The sequence below is a fragment of the Limnoraphis robusta BA-68 BA1 genome, assembly GCF_034932365.1.
GTDB lineage: Bacteria > Cyanobacteriota > Cyanobacteriia > Cyanobacteriales > Microcoleaceae > Capilliphycus > Capilliphycus robustus.
In genome coordinates, this window is record NZ_JAYGHR010000016.1 from 26,232 (window position 1) to 44,558 (window position 18,327).

General features: G+C 40.2%; 15 protein-coding genes. 4 read left to right on the forward strand and 11 right to left on the reverse strand.

Annotated elements, in window-relative coordinates; all coding sequences use genetic code 11:
* Nucleotides 1–47: 47 nt before the first annotated feature.
* From VB836_RS08830 to VB836_RS08840, 3 genes are all read right to left on the reverse strand, one after another.
* The gene (locus VB836_RS08830; protein WP_323219005.1) at nucleotides 48–371 is read right to left on the reverse strand and encodes a cupin domain-containing protein; all 324 of its coding nucleotides are present in this window, start codon (nucleotides 369–371) and stop codon (nucleotides 48–50) included.
* A gap of 192 nt (nucleotides 372–563) precedes the next feature.
* The gene (locus VB836_RS08835; RefSeq protein ID WP_323219006.1) at nucleotides 564–1,181 is read right to left on the reverse strand and encodes a class I SAM-dependent methyltransferase; all 618 of its coding nucleotides are present in this window, start codon (nucleotides 1,179–1,181) and stop codon (nucleotides 564–566) included.
* A gap of 58 nt (nucleotides 1,182–1,239) precedes the next feature.
* The gene (locus tag VB836_RS08840) at nucleotides 1,240–2,685 is read right to left on the reverse strand and encodes a sensor histidine kinase (RefSeq protein ID WP_323219007.1); all 1,446 of its coding nucleotides are present in this window, start codon (nucleotides 2,683–2,685) and stop codon (nucleotides 1,240–1,242) included.
* A gap of 233 nt (nucleotides 2,686–2,918) precedes the next feature.
* On the opposite strand from VB836_RS08840, the gene VB836_RS08845 reads away from it, so the two are divergent.
* The gene (locus VB836_RS08845; protein WP_323219008.1) at nucleotides 2,919–3,332 is read left to right on the forward strand and encodes a hypothetical protein; all 414 of its coding nucleotides are present in this window, start codon (nucleotides 2,919–2,921) and stop codon (nucleotides 3,330–3,332) included.
* 11 nt (nucleotides 3,333–3,343) lie between these two features.
* Here VB836_RS08845 and VB836_RS08850 read toward each other — a convergent pair whose 3' ends face one another.
* The 7 genes from VB836_RS08850 to gyrA form a co-directional block, all read right to left on the reverse strand.
* Nucleotides 3,344–5,380, reverse strand: coding sequence for an ATP-binding protein (locus tag VB836_RS08850; RefSeq protein ID WP_323219009.1), 2,037 nt, complete (start codon nucleotides 5,378–5,380; stop codon nucleotides 3,344–3,346).
* Between the two features lie 13 nt (nucleotides 5,381–5,393).
* On the reverse strand, nucleotides 5,394–6,776 hold the full coding sequence (locus VB836_RS08855) for an ABC transporter substrate-binding protein (RefSeq protein WP_323219010.1): 1,383 nt from the start codon (nucleotides 6,774–6,776) through the stop codon (nucleotides 5,394–5,396).
* A complete protein-coding gene (locus VB836_RS08860) occupies nucleotides 6,773–8,164 on the reverse strand; it encodes an ABC transporter substrate-binding protein (protein ID WP_323219012.1) in 1,392 nt (463 codons plus the stop codon). Before VB836_RS08860 ends, VB836_RS08855 begins: the two co-directional genes overlap by 4 nt.
* A 188-nt stretch (nucleotides 8,165–8,352) precedes the next feature.
* Nucleotides 8,353–9,987, reverse strand: coding sequence for an apolipoprotein N-acyltransferase (lnt, locus tag VB836_RS08865; RefSeq protein WP_407659605.1), 1,635 nt, complete (start codon nucleotides 9,985–9,987; stop codon nucleotides 8,353–8,355).
* A gap of 21 nt (nucleotides 9,988–10,008) precedes the next feature.
* The gene (locus tag VB836_RS08870; protein WP_323219013.1) at nucleotides 10,009–10,890 is read right to left on the reverse strand and encodes a GGDEF domain-containing protein; all 882 of its coding nucleotides are present in this window, start codon (nucleotides 10,888–10,890) and stop codon (nucleotides 10,009–10,011) included.
* 44 nt (nucleotides 10,891–10,934) lie between these two features.
* Nucleotides 10,935–11,282, reverse strand: a complete 348-nt coding sequence (locus VB836_RS08875; protein WP_323219042.1) for a 4a-hydroxytetrahydrobiopterin dehydratase — start codon at nucleotides 11,280–11,282, stop codon at nucleotides 10,935–10,937.
* Between the two features lie 140 nt (nucleotides 11,283–11,422).
* Complete coding sequence (gene gyrA / locus VB836_RS08880) at nucleotides 11,423–14,047, reverse strand: DNA topoisomerase (ATP-hydrolyzing) subunit A (RefSeq protein WP_323219014.1); 2,625 nt, start codon at nucleotides 14,045–14,047, stop codon at nucleotides 11,423–11,425.
* A 182-nt stretch (nucleotides 14,048–14,229) separates the two neighbouring features.
* On the opposite strand from gyrA, the gene VB836_RS08885 reads away from it, so the two are divergent.
* The 3 genes from VB836_RS08885 to VB836_RS08895 all read left to right on the forward strand — a co-directional run bounded on the left by VB836_RS08885 (nucleotide 14,230) and on the right by VB836_RS08895 (nucleotide 16,859).
* On the forward strand, nucleotides 14,230–15,153 hold the full coding sequence (locus VB836_RS08885) for a histone deacetylase family protein (protein WP_323219015.1): 924 nt from the start codon (nucleotides 14,230–14,232) through the stop codon (nucleotides 15,151–15,153).
* Between the two features lie 234 nt (nucleotides 15,154–15,387).
* Nucleotides 15,388–15,921 (forward strand): translation initiation factor IF-3, encoded by a 534-nt coding sequence (gene infC / locus VB836_RS08890; protein ID WP_046279524.1) that lies wholly within the window; start codon nucleotides 15,388–15,390, stop codon nucleotides 15,919–15,921.
* Between the two features lie 200 nt (nucleotides 15,922–16,121).
* The gene (locus VB836_RS08895; RefSeq protein ID WP_323219016.1) at nucleotides 16,122–16,859 is read left to right on the forward strand and encodes a sirohydrochlorin chelatase; all 738 of its coding nucleotides are present in this window, start codon (nucleotides 16,122–16,124) and stop codon (nucleotides 16,857–16,859) included.
* Between the two features lie 25 nt (nucleotides 16,860–16,884).
* Here the strand turns inward: VB836_RS08895 and VB836_RS08900 are convergent, their stop codons facing one another.
* On the reverse strand, nucleotides 16,885–18,246 hold the full coding sequence (locus tag VB836_RS08900) for an adenylate/guanylate cyclase domain-containing protein (protein ID WP_323219017.1): 1,362 nt from the start codon (nucleotides 18,244–18,246) through the stop codon (nucleotides 16,885–16,887).
* Between the last annotated feature and the right edge of the window lie 81 nt (nucleotides 18,247–18,327).

The window sequence follows — 18,327 nt, forward strand, 5'->3', positions numbered from 1 at the left end:
TCAACAGAAAGGACGGTTTGCGGTTTCTCAATTGTAGCGGAAATAGCTCAAGACTGTAAATTCCCATGAATGGCTAACCAAATACAGGGGGGGTTGGTACTGGTGTATTCAACTCGATGTTTTTGATGGGCGTGAATGAGTAAATAATCACCTGGTTTGAGTTGAATTTGTGAACCATCGACATAGGAGAGGGTGGCTTCTCCCTGCAAAAGCATTACCCATTCATCTTTTTCTTGATTATACCACTCGCCATCGGGTGTTGTTTGTCCGGTGGAAATAATCCGTTCTATTAATAGAGATGGATGTTGAATGATGGGTTCAAATTGTTCTTGATTAGGAAGATGTTCGGGTAGGTGATAGATATTTTTCATAAAGGCAAAAGGCAATCTTGTAAGATGGAAAAGGTCAGGCTATTGAGAGTTCAGAATACTCAAGCCACGCGCACGGGGACTCAACAAGATCTGAGAAACCGGGTTTCTACCCAATCGGTGTAGTAGCAAGAAACCCGGTTTCAGAAACGGGTCAAACATCTCAGTCATCATTTTTAAAGACATCAAAGTGAGTTATCCTGCTTTGGTTGCAACTCCCATATAGGTGTAACTGCCAACTTTTGGGAAACTTTCTATCTCAAATTTTTCTAAGGTGATTGAATCAAATTGTTGTTCGACTAAACGCTGAATATTGCGGTTGAGATGACAGCCATCAGCGATAATTTTTTGTAGGGGAGTCAGGCGATTTTGCCAGATTTGAATTTCGGGTTGATCGCTGAGTCCGTGTTCGATAAAGAAAAATTTACCGCCGGGTTTTAGAACCCGATAAATCTCTTGTAAGGCTTGTTCAACTTGGGCAATACTGCACAGCGTCCAAGTGCTAACAACGCTATCAAAGGTATCGTTAGCCATTGGTAGATGTTCGCTATTGATCAGTCGATTTTCAACCTCTATTTTAGAGGCTTGAATTCGCTTTTCAGCTAGTTGGTTCATGCCGGAGTTGGGGTCAATTGTGGTCACTTTTTTGATATGATGAGGATAGTAGGATAGATTGAGTCCTGTACCAAAACCGATTTCTAGAATTTCTCCTTCGACATTGGCTAAGACTTTTTGACGATATTGGGTAAAAGCTGGATCAGACATCACCCAATCCAGCAAACGAGGTAAAATAACTTGGCTATAAAAACCCATTCTTGAGATCTCCCTAGATGGACTTCTGAGCGTTTTAAACTCAGTAAGTTTATCTATTCTACAGAATTGGGAGTAAAATTTCAAATTCTGTGCCGCGCCCCACTTTAGAGGTGACATTGAGTTTACCTCGGTGTTTTTCGGTAATAATTTGATGGCTAATTGATAATCCTAAGCCAGTGCCTTTTTCGGGAGATTTGGTTGTAAAAAAGGTCTCAAAAATCCGATCTAAAATTGCTGGAGGAATACCGGGGCCATTATCCGCGATGCGAATGGAAATACAGCCGGAAATACTGTCTGATTGTTCAGTTTTATCTTCAAAGTGAGAATGGTGTGAACTGGAATGGTAACTGTTTTCTAAAGAAAAGATCAATGGAGTTGATGAACTGGAAATAACTTTGAGATGACTTTCCTCAGAAATAGACCATTTTCTGACTTCTGTCGTGATGGTAATCTTAGCGAGATCAGGCTTTTCTTGGCTGACTTCTTCTAAGGCATCAATCGCATTAGAAATGACATTGAGAAAAACTTGACTAAGTTGATTGGGATAGGCATAAATCGGCGGAATTTTTCCGTAATGCTTGACTAGGTTAATCCCGTGTTTTAAACGAGTTTTTAAGATTAATAATGTATTTTCTAAGCAGTAGTTGATGTCTACTTTTTCAGGTTTAGAGCTATCAATGCGTGAAAAACCTCGTAGACTGTTGACGAGATGAGCCAGACGTTCTGAGGAAATTTTGATGCTATCTAGAACTTCGGGTAAGTCTTGTTGAATAAATCGCAGCTCAACTTCATCTTTATAATGTTCAATGGATTTTGAGGACTGAGGAAAATCTTGTTCATAGAGTTTGATCAGATCCGTCAAGTCTTGATAGTAATGATCAAGACATTTTAGATTGCCTAAAATACAAGCAACAGGATTGCGAATTTCGTGAGAAACTCCCGCCAACATTTGCCCCAAACTTGCGAGTTTTTCAGTTTGAATCAGTTGAGCTTGAGTTTTTTGACGGAGTAATTCGGTTGCGAGTTGATGAATACAAGATTGAGCGATGAGCAGTTGTTGAATATCGAGCAGTCGATAGTCCTGAGCAGAAAGTTTCACCACAATTGGTTCATAGAGAAGATGGGGAGAACGACGGATGGCTTGTTGAGCGGCTTCGACAACAGGGGTATCTCCTGATAATAATAATAAATCGGTTTGAGCAAAATGATAGAAGACATGAAGACTTCGCCCTAAAAACAATTCTCGGGCATAGGGGCGGCTCATCCGTTCAAAAAAGCGTCGTTGAGAAACCATGCCGATGAACTTTTTTTGATCCATCAAAATGACACCGGGAATTGTCGAGTCTGACTCAAACAATTGAGTGATCACGATGCCCTTTTGACGAATATCAACTTGAATCTCATAGAGGGAAAGATCTTGTAAAGTTGACTCTAGATGAAGACTTTGAGCAGAGCGATTGAACTCGACGATATTGGAGTGATCGGGGGAATAGGTATTTAGCATGGGTTAGTTGATCGAAGTTCAAGATTTTGTTAGAGTATTGCCGTGCAGATCCACCCCAAGTATACAGACTCTCTCTATATTTTAAAGAAAGACAAGAAGCCTTGCGGTGAAGCTTTTTAAAGTTAACCAAGACTTAACTAAAATTTAAACTTTTACATTTAGTTAAGGTTCGTTGCAAGTCGTAGCCCTCTCTGCAATGATGAACAGGTGAAAACGAATCGGAGTGTAATACGATGGCATCATCAGGGTATGAGTTTAGCACCAGTCAGAACGAGTTAATCGGGGATTTAGCCAAAAAAATGAACTTTGTGGCGACTCTATTAATTGCGATTGGGATTTTAGGAATTTTCCTGGGGATTATTAATATATTCAATGCCTTATCCGCATCGGAAAAGACAGCGATTGTTCTGAATAATCTGATTCAAGGCGTTTTCTCGGTACTCGTTGGAACTTGGACAAAAAATGCGGCGAAAGCATTTACACAAATTGTCACGACTGCGGGGACAGATATTGAGAATTTGATGATCGCTTTGGGTGAACTTCGGAAACTCTACACGCTGCAATACTGGTTAGCTATTATTGCTTTAGTGTTCTCTGTGATTGTGCTGATCATTATTTTGATTACTGTAATTGCTGTTAGTTTTTAATCACCCATAGCCTAGCGAACTCGAATCGGCAGCTTAATAATGAACTCTGTTCCTTTTCCGAGTTGAGAATGACAAAGCAGTTTTCCTTTGTGGTTTTCTACAATGATGTGATAACTAATTGATAGGCCTAGACCCGTTCCTTTGCCGACTGGTTTTGTGGTAAAAAACGGGTCAAAAATTTGTTCTAAAAGTTCAGATTTTATCCCAGAACCGTTGTCTGCAATCCGAATCTCAATATTATTGTTGCTCAGAGTTGTATGAATTAAAATATGGGGATTGATGATTGTTCTGTCTTGTTCTAAAGCATCAATTGCATTACTGAGAAGATTCATGTAAACTTGATTAAGTTGACCGGGATAACAGTTCAATAAAGGGAGTTGACCGTATTGTTTAATCACGGCTATTTCTGGACGTTCTGATTGGGCTTTCAGGCGGTTTTGTAAAATTCGTAATGTACTTTCAATCCCTTGATGAAGATCAACCTGTTTTTGTTCTGATTCATCAAGACGGGAGAAATTTCGCAGAGATAAAACAATTTCTTTAATCCGTTCGGAGCCTTCTTTCATAGAATCGAGTAACTGCATAAAATCTTCTTGAATAAATGCCAAATCAATCGCTTCAATGTCATCAATAATTTCAGAATTGGGCTGGGGATAGTGTTTTTGATAAAGCTGAATTAAATTTAATAAATCACGAGCATATTTAGTTGCTGGTTGGACATTTCCATAAATAAAATTAACCGGATTATTAATTTCATGGGCAACTCCGGCGACTAACTGACCCAAACTCGCCATTTTTTCTTGTTGAACCAGTTGAGTTTGTGTTTTTTTCAGTTGTTTTAGTGTAATTTCTAAATCTTGATTTTTGTGGCGTAATTCTTGGGTTCGTTGTTCAACTTTTTCTTCTAAGGTATGGCTATAATCCGCTAATTGTTGGTAAGTTAATTTCAACTGTTCGATCATCTGATTAAATGTTTTAGCCAGCATTCCAATTTCGTTATTACTCAATACTGGAGCCGTTTGATTCAAATCTCCTTGACTCACTAAATAAGCCGTTTTAGCAATGGCTTTAATCGGTTTAACAATACGACGACCTAACATTAACATTCCCAGAGCCATGATACTCGATAAAACTAAACCACTCAAAAAAATAGAACTAGCTAATTGTCGAGCCGGAGCAAAAGCTTCGGTTTGAGTTTGTTCAGCAATTAAAGCTAAATCTTGCCCAGGTAGAGCATAATAAACCCCGATTACAGATATACCCTGATAATTTTTATAAAGTCCACGACCATTTTTTCCTTGCATTGCTTGTTGAATTGCCACACTGTTAATGCCATTAGAAAATTCTTGAGAATTCAAGTGTTTGCTAGAAATAAACACATAACGACTGGATAAACTACTTCCAACATTTCCCACTAAATAGGTTTCTCCCGTTTTTCCCAAGCCTGTATTTTGACGAATAATTTGGTCAATTCGATCTAAGTTTAAATTTGTAGCCAGAATTCCTTGTTGTTTATTGTCAGAATTCAACAGAGGAATAGCTAGCGTAATCTGAGCCTTTCCCGTATCCGGTGATCGATAAAAATTAGAAACAAATCCTTCTGTTGAGTTGGGTTTAACGAAGCTATATTGAACTAGAGGTTTGTATAAGCCGATTTGTTTGGGATTCGTGGAAACGACAACTCGACCGGAGCGAGAGAGCAGAAAAATTTCCTGTAAGCCTGTTTGATGAGTGATAAAACTACTGAAAGCTTCTTGCAAAAGGCTAGAACTATCGGGTGAATTACTCGTTAAAATCGCTTCTGCTTGAGTGCTAATTTCAGGCAACTTAGCTAAAGATAATACCGTCTGACCTTGATCGATTACCCAGCGATTTAACTCCTCTTCTTTGAGGGAGGCGGTAGCACTGAGTCGTTCAAAAACGGATTGTTTGAGAGAAATCTTTGCTTGATAAAAAGCCACAAATCCGACGAGAGAAACAATCAGCAATGAAAGCAACAAAAATGAGCTAACAAGCTGTATCAATAGACTGTTTTTCCAAGGTTTCATGCTTGATTCCTATTTAAGTTATTTTCCATTGGACGAAAATTTCTTGAATTCGTTTAATCGCCTGATCAACTGCGGCTTCTGGTGAAACTTCATTGACAACAATATTCCGAATGGCTTCAGCCCATACATTTTCGGCAGAAACTTGAGCATAAGCGGGGTTTAAAACTTGATACAAAGAATGAGTTTTACTCTGGCTTAATTGCTGTGTTGCGACCGAAATATGAGGATCATTAACATTACTCCAAAACGGATCAGAAAATAACTGTGGCATTACTGGAAAATATCGTCCTGCTGCTCCCTGAAGATATTTTGCTAAATTCTGGGGTTGTACTAAATAAGTCAGAAATTCTTGAGCTAAAGTTTGATGAGGAGAAGCCGCAAAAATTAGAGCTTGCTTGACTGAAGTCAGAGAAGTCATCGGTTCTCCGCTTGGTTTATTGGGAAATTCTAGCGTCGCTAATTGATTGAGATAAATGTCTTCATCTTGTTGCTGTGAACCGGGAATTGATAAACTCACATTTAGAGTCATCAAGGTCATTTTATTCAGAAAAGTTGTATTATTATCTGCGTTCAACCAGTGGATTGAATTGGGAGGAATATATCCACTTTGATAAAGATCGGTCAGCCATTTTAACGCCGTGATAATTCCCGCTCTAACTTGGGGTTTATCGATCTGAAGTTCGCCTTCTGAATTGAGCAATTGAACGTCATAGGCTTCGAGAATCTGTTCTAATACCCAATAGGTATCAGAGGAGGCTACAGAGAGGGGAATACCCATTGAATAAATATCACTTCGTCCTTGCAGCAATAACGTTTCTTGAGCTTGTTTCCAATAATTCCAAAACCCCTGCCAATCTTTTGGAATAGAATCTGTTAAACCGATTTGTTGAATTAAATCTTTCCAATAGTGAATATGAAGGCTTTGCTGCATCAAAGGAACAGCATAGTAAGAACGATTCTTCGTGAGGTTGTTATAGAGAGAAGCAGACTGTAATGCCACCGGACTATAGAGTGATTTAACGGATTCAATCACAGGTGAAACATCGGCTAATTTTCCCATTTTTGCCCAAAGCGGAGTCAGAGTATATTCAGCTCGTTCAGAAAACAAAATATCGGGAGGATTACCATTTTCTACTGCTTGAATGGCTTTACTTATAGTTTCATCTTCACTGAAGAATATCAATTCTACTGAATTGTTAGTTTTCTTTTTCCAGTCGGCAACTATTTGTTCTAGGGCTTCATCTTGCTGGGGATAATAGCCGCGATTCCACCAAATTGTTAAGGAAGAATCGTGCGGGTCTAGCGAAGTAACTGTGGGCTGAATTTGTCCACTACAGGTTGATAAAAGCAGACTGAATACAAATAGGAAAATCAAGATTAATTTCTGCTTCATCATTTTTCTCCTGCTTTCAATCGTTCCCATTGCTCAAAAATCATTTTTATTCGTTGAATTACTTCATCGGCTGCTGCTTCTGATGAGACTCCTTCAACGACGATTTTTTCTAACGCCTGACCCCAAAGATTTTCTGCAAAAATTTGAGCATAAGCCGGATACAATAGAGAATTTAGAGGTCGAGTAGAAGCAAATTGTTGACGATCAACCGAAATATGCGGATCATCTGAATTATTCCAAAATGGATCAGAAAGCAATTCCGGCATCACTGGAAAATAACGTCCTGCGGACTGTTTAAGATATTGATTTAAAATTGTAGGTTGAGCTAAAAAAGATAGAAAACTTTGAGCGGCTTTTTGATGCGCTGAAGCCGTAAAACTCAAGACTTGTTTAACGGAAACGAGGTATTGAGGAAGATTACCATCGGGGTTATTGGGAAACTCTAAAGTCTCAATTTTATCCCGATAAACTTGTTCATCGGAACGTTGAGAAGCGGGTATAGAAAGGGTTGGGTTCAATGTCATCACCAGTCGGCGATTGAGAAAATTAACGTTATTATCAGCCGGAAGCCAATCAACCGAATCGACGGGAATATATCCCTGTTTGTAGAAGTCGGCAAACCACTCTAAGACTTCAATTATACCTTGGCGAACTTGAGGATTTTCGACTTGTAATTGAGCCTTTTCATCCAATAAATTTATCCCATAAGCGGCTAAAATCTGTTCAAATTCATAAAAAGTATCGTTCGCTTCAGACGACAGCGTTAAACCAATTCCATAAATATCTTCTTTTCCCTGTTGTCTTAGTTTATCCTGAACTTGTTGCCAAAATTCCCAAAAATCATCCCATTCTTTTGGGATATCACTATCTGTAAATCCCGCCTCATTTAACAAATCTCGCCAGTAGTGAATATGTAGGGTTTGTTGATGAATTGGAACGGCATAATACCCTTGTTGACGAGTAAGAGTATTGTACAAATAAGCGGAACGAGTCGCACTCGAACTGTAGCGCTCTTGCATGGGTTCAACGACTTCTGAAACTTCTGCGACTTTCCCGAACCAAGCCATCAGGGGATTGAGTGCAAATTCTGCTTTTTGATTGTAAACGATATCGGGTGGATTGTCAGCCTTAATTGCGGCTTGGGTTTGTTGAAGATTAACGTCTTCGGCTGAAAATGTCAGTTCAGCTTTGAAACCACTTTCATTCTCCCATTGACGAACGATTTGCTGAATGGCTTCATCTTCTTGGGGATAATATCCGTTTGTCCACGAAATTTTGACCGATGTATTATTATCTGTAAAAGTTTGTACAGAAATGTCAGGTTTTGACTGGGTACAAGTCACCAAAACCCAACTCAGAAAAAACAACACAACAGGAGTTAGTTTGCTCATTCGGGAAATAGGTCTTTATCGCGAGGGTTTAACATCACTTTTCTGTTATAACTCACCGACGCGCACTAGGGTCAGAAACCGGGTTTATGGCAATTTACCTTAGCTGAAAACCTATATTTTTCGTTATCGAACCCGGTTTCTCAGATCTGTTGAGAATGGTGCAATATCTCAGTTATAACCTTCTATTCTCAATTTTTAAGGGCTGATCTTTTGTTAAAAATTCTGTTGAGAATAATCGCAATTAAACTTAAAATTAATAATACTGGAGTCAGCCAATCTCCCCAACGAACATATAATGTTTGAGTTGCTCGGGGTTGAATGGTCGCGATATGAAGTTCATAGGTATCTATTCCTGATATCCACAGGGTTTTTCCATGAGGATCAACTTCCGCAGAATAACCTGTATTGGTCGCTCTGACGGTCCAACGATCCGTTTCTATGGCTCGCATGACGTCTTGCGCGTGGTGTTGAGCGAGCATTCCTGCTGAATAATGGGAGTCATTAGAAGCGGTTAAAATAAATTTTCCTCCCGTTTTTGCTTGACGGCGAAAATGTCGCGCAAAAGTCGAATCATAACAAATTCCGACAATGGCTTGACCGAATGGAGTCTTAAATTGTTGATCGGGTTTCCCTTTAACGAGATGTGCATCTAAAGGGGATAATCGATTAATAAATTGACCTAAAATCGATTCAAAAGGAATAAATTCTCCTAAAGGAACCAGATTCACTTTATCATATTGACTGATCAGTTTTCCCTCCCCATCTACGGTAAACAAACTATTACTGATGCGATTTCCCTCTTGACCATAACTTCCCACCCAAGCGACGACTTTTTTCTCTAAAATAGCTTGATAAAATGAACTTTGATTTCGAGCGGGAGATTTCCACAGAAATGGCAGTGCGGTTTCAGGAGTGAGTACCGCATCTACTCCTTGATCAGCAAGGGTTTTATATCCGGTTGTATAGCCTTGTAAGGCTTGACGCCATCCTTCAGAATAGAGTTTGATTTTGTTGGGAATATTGCCTTGAATAATGCCAATTTTTAAGGCGGTTTCTGGGTTAGATTCTAAGGGTTGAGAATAGAGATAAAACCCCAATAAATGAGCCAGGGAAAAACACAAAATGGGCAGTAAATAAATGGTTATTTTTGTTCGGGTTTCTATGCGGTTTTTTGAGGTGTTTAGCAGCCAAGCTTCTGCAATCAACCCATTAACAGCAATTAAAGCCGCCGTTACGGTATTTGGGCCAGAAATTTGGCTCAAATGAAGAATGACTAAATTCCCAAAACTTTGAGTGAGAGATAGAGATGACCACCAGAGAGAACCCTGACTCCAAAACCATTCTAAACTACACCAAAGGGCTGTTCCAATTAACACCCGAGTTAAAATTGAGCTAATATTTTGATTGGGAATTTTAGGGCTGACAATTGATAATATTTTAGCCCAAGTTAGGACTAATGCAACGCCCCAAAAGGTGATAAAAATCCAACAAAATAATGCAATTGCTAAACTCGCTAACCAAGGAACCCCTAACCAAGTCATGGGGTGAACTCCGGTGATCCAAAATAGAACCGTTCCGTGATAGCCAACTCCCCAAGCTATAGCAAAAGGTAAAACCGAATTTTTTGGAGATTTCGACTGAATAACCCTAACCCACAGTGGAACTAACGCCACCCATGCTAACAGCCAAAACCCTCTAGGTTCGGCGGCTAGCCCCATCAATACCCCGGCAATTAAAACCCATCCTAGCTGATAGTTTTGATGCCAATACTCTAATATTGATTCTGGATCAAGTAAATTTTTAAAACCTTTATTTTTGAGCATATTTTTATTTATTTTTTAATCTTACTTAAACATTTCTTTTGCATAAACGGGAGAAAATATTGCATATTCTGGCTGATTTTTGTTCGTATGTTTAACAGAATACATCAACTGATCCGCTTGTTCAATTAATCTATCGATGGACTCGGGAGGAGTTAAGCAAGTCACCACACCCATGCTAAACCCTACAAAACTCAGTTGTCCTTGGTTCAAGCTTAAGAGGTTTTGATAAACACGATTCAGAGCAGCTTGAGCTTCCTGAACGTTAGTATAGGGTAAAAGGATCGCAAATTCATCCCCCCCTAAACGGGCGACAATATCACTGGGACGAATTGAGTTATTAATAATATTTGAGATATCTTGTAAAAGCCGATCACCTCTGTTGTGTCCAAATTGATCGTTAACTCTTTTAAAGTGATCGATATCTAAATAAGCTAAAGTAATTGGATAATGATATCGTTGGGCGCGTTGAATCTCATTTTCTAGGGTTTCGATAAAAAAACTTCGGTTATAAGCGCCTGTTAATCCATCAAACCGAGCTAATCTTTTTTCTCTTTCGTAGGCTTTTTTCAAAGAGAAAAGTAAATAAATAAAAATTAAATAAAATGCAAATCTGACTCCACTATTCCAATAGGTAAATAGAGTAATTGTATCACTTTTAATATGAAGTTCAGCATGAATCCATAAAATAGTGCTAACTAGGGCTAATCCTAAACCACAGTATTTCCCTGAGAACCAAGTTGCTAAACTAATTGGAAGTAGATAGAAGATGGAGAAGTTAATATCGGCGCTAACTAAATAATCAATCCAACCAATTGTTAAAGCGAGAATCAGACTTAATCCAGCAATAATAATAAAAGATTGATGTTCTAAATAAGCAACAATTTTTTTTTGCATATCAGCCATAAAAGACTGTTCCCCCAGTCACTTTTGAGAAGTTTTAGGATAGATTAATTAATATTACATTGTTTTCCGCTAGTTTCAGAGAAAGTCTTCACTAAGTTAGAAATGGTTTCAGCGAGTTGGAAGTCTAGAGGCGTTAACCCCCCTTGATCGTGAGTGGTTAAGCTAATGGTTACTCTATTATAGGATACCAAAATATCAGGATGATGACCTAACGTTTCGGCGGGTTCTACTAAACAATTGATGAAATTAATCGACTCTATAAAGTTGTTAAAAGTATGAGTATAAATAATCGTTTGATTTTCCCGTTTCCAATCCGGTAATTTTGACAAAAGTTGAGTAATTTCTACCTCAGTTAAACGTCTGCGATCATCGGTTTGACTGTGTTGAACCAATACAAAAGGATTCTCTGTTCCCGATAAAGATTGATGAGTGATCAGGCTAATTGCGAGGATTGATATAATTTCCATAGTCCCAAATACTGGAATTCAGAATAGGGAATTGATTGTTAATTCCCCATTCCAAATCGTTTGATTTATTCTTCTGAATCTCCGGCTTCGACTGAGGTTTCGACTTCAGTTTCGGTTTCGACTTCGACTTCTTTTTCTGAAGGGGGTACAATCGCAACAGCCGCGATCGCATCTTCATCATCGAGGCGTTGAACTCGCACTCCCGTTGCACTCCGAGATTGATTCGGAATGGCATTAACAGCCTGACGAATAATAATTCCTCGACTGGTAATTAACATCAACTCATCGTTTTCATTAACGACTTGTAAGCCAACAACTTCATCACTGGCTAAATGTTGTTTAAACTTAGTCGCAATGATGCCTTTTCCAGCGCGATTTTGTAGGCGGAATTGAGACACAGGAACTCGTTTTCCATATCCACCTGCGGTAATCACCATAATCGCCAGTTCTTGGTTATTTTCAACGGTGATTTCTTCGGCTTCTGTTTCCAACAATGCCTCGTCTTCTATCTCCGTTTCTTCACTGTCCAATTGGGCAATACTTGAAACAATCGTACTGGGTAAAATATCCATGCTAATCAGTTCATCTTTTTTACCCAACTTCATTGATTTTACGCCTCTTGTTGCTCGTCCTAAAGGGCGTAATTGTTTATGATCGGTTCTAAAGTGAATTGCCATCCCCAGACGGGAACCGATGATAATACTATCATCAACTTTTGCCAGTCTAACCCAGCGTAATTCGTCGCCTTCTCCCAAAGAAATGGCAATTAATCCATTCGCCCGAATATTACTAAACGCAGATAATTCAGTTTTTTTGATGTAGCCACCTGTGGTTAACATCACTAAATAATCGTTATCTGTAAATTCACTCACAGCGACAATCGACGTGATCCGTTCCTGTTTAGGAATGGGCAACATTTGGACGATGGGAACGCCTCGGGCGGTGCGGGAAGCAACAGGAATTTGATAGGCTTTGAGACAGTAAACCACACCGCGATCGCTAAAGAACAAAATGCTATCGTGATCACAACAACTCAAGAAGTGATCGATGCCATCATCTTCTTTCATTTTGGCGCCCGATTTTCCACGAGTTGCCCGATTTTGAGCGTCGAAGGTGTTAACAGGCATTCGTTTGATATAACCCTGTTCTGTTAACAGAATAATGGCTTTTTCATTGGCAATTAAATCTGTATCTTCGAGTTCTCCGTCGCTGTGTTCAATTTCCGTTCTACGGGGTGAACCGTGACGCTCTTTGAGTTCAAGGGCTTCGTTTTCAATGATTTCTAGAATTCGTTCTCGACGCGCTAAAATATCTTGCAAATCGGCAATGACATTTTGCAGTTCGTCATGTTCGGCTTGAATTTTGTTCGCTTCTAATGCTGTTAAACGCCGCAATTGCATTTGTAAAATCGCATCGGCTTGAACTTCTGAAAGTTCAAATCCTTCAATCAGTTCTTGTTTGGCAGTGGGTGTATCAGCCGCATGACGAATTAAGCTGATAATCCCGTCTAAATTCTCGAGGGCAATTAACAATCCTTGCAAAAGATGATCGCGTTCTTCGGCTTTTCTGAGTTCATATTCGGTGCGTCGCCGAATGGTTTCTACTCGGAATTCTAGGAAAACTTCTAGATATCGCTTCAGGGTTAGGCGTTCGGGTCTACTATTAACTAACGCCAACATATTCGCCCCAAAATTGGTTTGTAGAGGCGTTTGTTTGTAGAGGTTGTTGAGGACAACACGGGGGTAAGCATCCCGTCTTAATTCCACAACAATTCGCATTCCTTGGCGATCGCTTTCATCCCGAATATCAGAAATCCCATCAATGCGTTTATCATTAACCATTTCAGCGATTTTTTCAATCAGCGCCGCTTTGTTGGTTTGATAGGGAAGTTCGGTGATAATAATCGCTTCTTTGTCGGGACGTCCTCGTTGTTGGAGGGTTTCAATTTGGGCGACACCCCGCATGGTGATTGAACCCTGGCCTGTTGTATAGGCTTCACGAATTCCCGATCGGCCCAAAATCTTCGCCCCGGTGGGAAAATCAGGCCCTGGAATGTATTTCATCAGTTCGAGATCGGTGATTTCGGGATTATAAATCATCGCGATCAACCCGTCTACGAGTTCACCTAAGTTGTGGGGGGGTACGTTGGTCGCCATCCCCACTGCAATTCCCGATGAACCGTTGAGTAACAGTTGCGGGATGCGGGCGGGTAAAACCAGGGGTTCTTGCTGTGATCCGTCGAAGTTATCGCCATAATTAACGGTTTCTGCATCGATATCGCGCAGCATCGCATCAAACGTCAGCGACTGGAGGCGACATTCGGTGTATCGCATCGCCGCCGGGGGGTCGTTATCGATCGAACCGAAGTTTCCGTGACCTTCAATTAAAGGCGATCGCATCGAAAAATTCTGCGCCATTCTCACCAGCGCATCATAAACGGCGCCATCTCCGTGCGGGTGATATTTACCCAAGACTTCCCCAACCACACGGGCGCACTTCCGAAAGGGGCGATCGGGCATTAAACCCAACTCGTGCATGGCGTAGAGAATGCGACGATGCACAGGCTTGAAACCATCCCGCGCATCTGGCAAAGCCCGACCTACAATCACGCTCATGGCGTATTCTAGATAGGATTGTTGCATTTCTTCACGCAGATCTCGGGGAACTATGCGCTCCTCTGAAGTGCTCATAGGATAAAAAACTCCGTTAATATTCTCAATTCAGTGGTTTTGAATTCTCAAAAATTTGATAAAGTTTGTTGATCTTCCTATCCTTTTCAAATTCAATTCACGATCCTCTAAAATTATACCATAAAATTGTTAAAGATGACCGCTTAAATGAGCGGATATTCACACCTATTGACACCAGACAAATGATAACAGTTATTTACTCCGATCAATTCCTCGAACACAAAACAGGTTTGCTTCACCCGGAACGCCCGGAACGTCTGAGTGCCATTGTCAAGGCCCTGAAAACGACACCTTGGGCGGCACAAATTCACTGGCAGTTACCGACCCCTGTAACTGACTTCCAAACCACCCTAAAGCCCTTGCTAGAAGCCGTTCACACCGTTGATCATATTCGACGAGTCCAGGCGATCTCAGCCAATGGTGGGGGGTATCTCGATGGCGACACCCCGATTTCGGCGGAAAGTTACGAGGTGGCTTTATTGGCTGTGAATGCTTGGTTAGACGGGATTAACTCCGTTTTGCAGAAGAACCAACCCGCTTTTGTTCTGGCCCGTCCACCTGGACATCACGCCGAAGCGAATCGAGGGATGGGATTTTGTTTGTTTTCTAATGCCGCAATTGCCGCTTATTATGCCCTACAACAACCGGGAATTAACAAAGTCGCCATTCTCGATTGGGATGTACATCATGGTAACGGAACTCAAGCGATTATTGAAAAGAATCCGGCGATCGCTTATTGTTCTTTACATCAATCTCCCTGCTATCCAGGAACCGGTTTTGAACAAGAACAGGGGGCTTACAATAATGTTTTAAATATCCCGATGTCACCGGGAAGCACAATTGCTTTATACAAGGGCGCATTTGAACAGAAAGTGATGCCATTTTTGCAAAGTTTTCAGCCGGATTTATTAATTGTCAGTGCCGGTTATGATGCCAACCAGGATGATCCGTTGGCTAGTATTTCTTTGCATCCAGAAGACTATGGATTATTCACCCAATATTGTCTACAAATAACATCTAAAATTTTATTTGGACTAGAAGGCGGTTATGATCTAGTCAGTTTAGCCCAGTCCGTTGTGGCAACGATTGCATCCTGTTTGGTTTAAAAAATCATCGCTTATCAACCCGGTTTGTTTGGGGATCAGTGATCTTGAGAAACCGGGTTTTTGTTGGGCTTAAGAAAATATTAAACTCAAAAACCAAACTGAAAACTTGACCCCAAGAGTGATCGCTAGACTGAGAAGGTGATTTGAGGATCAATTTCTACCTTTTGATAGTGAACATTGAGAGAAAACGATCCGTCATAATAGAGAGATACTGTTACCGTGAGGTTTTGCTTAGTGAAACATCAAAGTCCAACACCGAAAAAAAATACCACGCCGATCAATGAGGATATCCGTTTTAAGGAAGTGATGATCATTGATGAGGATGGTACTAATTTAGGAACAATGCCTTCCCGAGAAGCCCTTTCCATCGCCCAAGAGAAAGACCTTGATCTCGTATTAGTCAGTGATACAGCCACACCTCCAGTCTGTCGAATTCTTGACTACGGCAAATACAAATATCAACAGTTAAAAAGCAAAGACAATCGCCGTCAGTCGAGTAAAAGTCAACTCAAAGAATTAAAGATGCGCTACAAAATAGAAGAACATGATTATGCAGTGCGCGTCAACCATGCGAAGCGATTCTTGACATCAGGAAACTCAGTGAAAGCTACCGTTACACTCCGAGGACGAGAAAACTTACATGGTGATTTGGCCAAAGATTTATTAGATCGCATGGCGACCGATCTCGAAGAATTTGCCCAAATTCAACAATCTCCGAAGCGAGAAGGGGGTCGTATCACGATGTTGTTGGCACCCAAAAAATCCTAATGGCTATGGATCGCAAATAGCATTCAACGGTGTGATTAAATCAAGTGCGAGTCTCCTCTGATTTAAGATCAAAAATAAGTTCCCTCTCTACTCGCAGGAGAGGGGGTTAGGTCAAACATTTTGACGGCGACTCAGAAATCGGTCTAAAAATCCGCTAAAATGTCTATTATTAATTCTATCCAATTCTTACATCTGGGAAATTGTATTCCACTTATTTACTGGTCTCTCATGGAAGCCATGACCCTCGACCGCAGCAAGCCTTAAAACAGCTAGCAGATCGGTTGAAAAATCGAATTAACCTTCGATTATTACCCAGTTCACCTTCTCCGGTCTTGGCAACCGCTACTTTAGAATGTTCTCCTGTTCCTTTACATGAACAAATTAAACAGTATGCAGAATATACCCGAAATTTGGGATTAAATCAACTGGAAATTTTACCGTTATTTCTACTTCCCGGAGTTCATGTCAAAGAAGATATTCCTCAAGAAGTTGCGATCGCCCAAGAAGCACTCGGACGGGCGGTGAGTTTAAAAATTAAACCCTATTTGGGATATCAACTATCTCGTTTAGCAACAAAACTCACCTATCAAATGACTTCTATTCCTTGTGAAGTTTGGATTTTACTCAGTCATGGAAGTCGCCGTCCTCTAGGAAATCAACCCGTTGAAGAATTAGCGAGTCAATTAGGGGCTATTCCGGCTTATTGGTCAATTTCTCCGAGTTTAGAATCGCAAATTGAAGCATTAGTAAAAACCGGATATAAAAACATTGGCATTTTGCCTTATTTTATCTTTGCCGGAGGAATAACTGATGCGATCGCTCGTTTGAGTGAAGAATTAGCCGAAAAATACCAGAGCGTTACATTTCGTGTTGCTGAACCCTTGGGAGTGAATGATACCTTAGTTGATTTAGTCGTTGATATTTTGATGGAGAATTGACGGATAAACCTTAAGTCTCAGTTATTCAGTCAACCGTTAGAGATTCAGCTTTTGGCCTGACTGAACTTTTCTTTCCTTTCAATAAATAAGTCGTCATTTCTCCCTTGCCTTTGACTAAAATTGCACCGCGTTTTTCAAACAAAAACTCATCTTTGATAGAATTATAGGTGGTTTCCGTGACTTGAATTTCATTGGCGATCCCATGAGATTCCATGCGACTGGCAATATTAACCGTATCTCCCCAGAGATCATAAATAAACTTTTTCATCCCAATAACACCCGCGACAACAGGGCCAATAGCGATTCCAATTCGCATCTGAAATGTTTGTCCGGTTTCTGCGTTAAACTCTCTGATAGTCTGCTGCATATCTAACGCCATATTAGCAATAGCTTGAGCATAATTTTCTTGCGGAACAGGTAATCCCGCAACCACCATATAGGCATCACCAATGGTTTTTATTTTCTCCAGATTATGTTTATCAGCTAAATGATCAAAACGCGAAAAAATTTTACCGAGAAGTTGTACCAATTCAGCCGGAGGCATTTTTCCTGACAATTCAGTAAATCCAACAATATCACCAAATAAAACCCCCGCATTGCTAAAATTATCAGCAATAGTCACAGGTTTTTCTTTTAAACGTTCGGCAATCGGAACAGGTAAAATATTAAGTAATAACGTTTCAGAGCGCTCCTGTTCAAATTGTAGTTGTTCGTAAGCTGCTTGTAAAGCACGACGAGAATTAAACTCAGCCCGAGCTAAACGATCATACAAATAAACCGAAAGATTGCTAATCAAACAAATCCAGAAAAAATAAAGGAATAAAAAATCGGCAGTCATCCAAGCACTGGGAAATTGAACCTCTAAATTGAGCAAGATTTGTGTCCCCAAATAATAGGCAAAAGTTCCGACTTGACCGATTAAATGAAGTGGCCAACAAAAGGGGATTAAAGTTGCTAAAGAAAAAAACGTTAACGGCCATTCAATAATTGCAGGTTGAGAAAGTCCTTGTAATGTTGCTCTAATTTGGGGACTGAGGGTAATTAACCAAGTCAATAATAAAAAAATAAAACCCGGATAACGAACACCAATTGCTGTCCGCAGTAACAATAAACCCACAAATAAACCGAGTTCAACACTCAGTTGAGTCAGTAGCCAACCGAGTTTAAAATGTTCTGGATGAAACAGTAAATTGTTAACCTGAGATAGCATAAACGTCAGATAGGAAATAAAGGCGAGTCCCACTCCTAAACTCAGTCGTTGATGAATAAAACGATGTCGCCAAACTTCGTAGTTGGGGGCTGATCTTATGTCGGGACTCTCAAAAAGTGCTGTGAGTCGCCTATTGATAAAATCACTGAACCCCTGATCACCCTTTAACCTTTCCATGATGGCTCACCTTAGTTGTACTTGAAAGTTAAAATGGTTTAGCCTCGTTAGTCAATCTAATGTCAAAGTTTAAGGTACAAT

Bases quoted from the DNA above. Each gene is read 5' to 3' on its own strand.
- VB836_RS08830 (WP_323219005.1), bottom strand. From the start codon at position 371: ATGAAAAATATCTATCACCTACCCGAACATCTTCCTAATCAAGAACAA.
- gyrA (WP_323219014.1), bottom strand. From the start codon at position 14,047: ATGAGCACTTCAGAGGAGCGCATAGTTCCCCGAGATCTGCGTGAAGAA.
- VB836_RS08840 (WP_323219007.1), bottom strand. From the start codon at position 2,685: ATGCTAAATACCTATTCCCCCGATCACTCCAATATCGTCGAGTTCAAT.
- VB836_RS08900 (WP_323219017.1), bottom strand. From the start codon at position 18,246: ATGGAAAGGTTAAAGGGTGATCAGGGGTTCAGTGATTTTATCAATAGG.
- VB836_RS08845 (WP_323219008.1), top strand. From the start codon at position 2,919: ATGGCATCATCAGGGTATGAGTTTAGCACCAGTCAGAACGAGTTAATC.
- VB836_RS08855 (WP_323219010.1), bottom strand. From the start codon at position 6,776: ATGATGAAGCAGAAATTAATCTTGATTTTCCTATTTGTATTCAGTCTG.
- VB836_RS08850 (WP_323219009.1), bottom strand. From the start codon at position 5,380: ATGAAACCTTGGAAAAACAGTCTATTGATACAGCTTGTTAGCTCATTT.
- VB836_RS08885 (WP_323219015.1), top strand. From the start codon at position 14,230: ATGATAACAGTTATTTACTCCGATCAATTCCTCGAACACAAAACAGGT.
- lnt (WP_407659605.1), bottom strand. From the start codon at position 9,987: ATGCTCAAAAATAAAGGTTTTAAAAATTTACTTGATCCAGAATCAATA.
- VB836_RS08870 (WP_323219013.1), bottom strand. From the start codon at position 10,890: ATGGCTGATATGCAAAAAAAAATTGTTGCTTATTTAGAACATCAATCT.
- VB836_RS08835 (WP_323219006.1), bottom strand. From the start codon at position 1,181: ATGGGTTTTTATAGCCAAGTTATTTTACCTCGTTTGCTGGATTGGGTG.
- VB836_RS08860 (WP_323219012.1), bottom strand. From the start codon at position 8,164: ATGAGCAAACTAACTCCTGTTGTGTTGTTTTTTCTGAGTTGGGTTTTG.